Source organism: Acinetobacter sp. YH12117 (assembly GCF_013418865.1).
Classification (GTDB): Bacteria; Pseudomonadota; Gammaproteobacteria; order Pseudomonadales; family Moraxellaceae; genus Acinetobacter; species Acinetobacter indicus.
In genome coordinates, this window is the sequence record NZ_VPBF01000096.1 from 1 (window position 1) to 1,150 (window position 1,150).

At 33.2% G+C, this 1,150-nt stretch carries 2 protein-coding genes; one reads left to right on the forward strand and one right to left on the reverse strand.

What is annotated here, in order from left to right:
• Positions 1 to 158 precede the first annotated feature (158 nt).
• Positions 159 to 329: a nitroreductase family protein gene (locus FTU55_RS14960; RefSeq protein WP_218944955.1), complete on the forward strand. Its 171-nt coding sequence runs from the start codon at positions 159 to 161 to the stop codon at positions 327 to 329.
• A 498-nt stretch (positions 330 to 827) separates the two neighbouring features.
• On the opposite strand, the gene FTU55_RS14965 is transcribed toward FTU55_RS14960, so the two are convergent.
• On the reverse strand, positions 828 to 1,150 hold a 323-nt coding region (locus FTU55_RS14965), incomplete at its 5' end, for an alpha/beta fold hydrolase (protein ID WP_179991041.1).

Genomic DNA, 1,150 nt, shown 5'->3' on the forward strand with positions numbered 1-1,150 from the left:
TGTTCAAATGGCGATTCAGCGTTTAATTGGTTTTGGGAAAAAAGAAGAGTTTAAGGAAATTTTGGCAATTTTAAGAAAGCAGAATCCTGATAGGATAAGGGTTCTGTGAAATTTGTCGTGTACAGAGAATAATATTAATAAAAAATAAGGATAAATTTATGGAAAAAACTTTTATGGAAGCAATGGATTTTAGACATGCTTGTAAAATATTTGATGAGACAAAAAAGATAAAAGATGAAGATTTAAACTATATTTTAGAAGCAGGGAGAAAATCTCCTAGCTCTTTTGGGCAAGAGCCATGGAAGTTTTTGGTAATTACAAAAGTATAGCCTGAATTAGCCCTCGATTTTACATCTTGGAACCATGGCCCCCCCCTTTTTTAGGAAAAGGATGACCTTCGGTCTCTCTATTTAAAGGAAATCTTCACGCCTTTTTGTCGGATTCGGCTGAAATTTACGGGACGGTCTTATTTAAGAATGTATGGCTTAATGTTGCGAAAGAAGTTGATTTCCTCCCAATGGTTTTTAAAACCCTGCTTTATAATATCCTCTCTTATTGACCATAAGTACTCTTTTAGGTATATCGTCATTTGGTGCGCTTCATCAATTATATTAGGTGCAGACAGCGAAATGGCATTTTCTTTTCGCTGTACCTCTGAGATAATATGATTTAATGAAGATACCATTTCGTATTTAGTTTACAATATTTCCTTTTATAAAAGAAAATTGCGTAGTATGATTATTAAAAAACACCAAAAGATGTTATTCAAAGAACACATTGATATTAGCTTCAATCTCTAAACCGTTGATTTGGAAATACATAATACCCTATTTGTTCATTCTTTTGTTATTTGTTGTATGTTGCGTTATTCCATCAATAATTTTATTCCAATCTTCGAAATGTAGTTCGTGTCCGGTTCCATCAAGCGTTATTAGTTTTGAGCCGTTTATCTTTTCAAGTAAAACTGCTGAATTCTTAAAATGCCATATTTTATCGTCCGTTCCGTGTACAATTAAGGTTGGTTGATTGATTTCGCTCAATCTGTTCCAGTATTCTTCACCACCTTGCAGTGCCGCATGATTGAACATACTTATATAGTTATTAGCTCTTTTAAATTCGGCTCTAATCAGTTTTTCACTTCTTTGTTTGT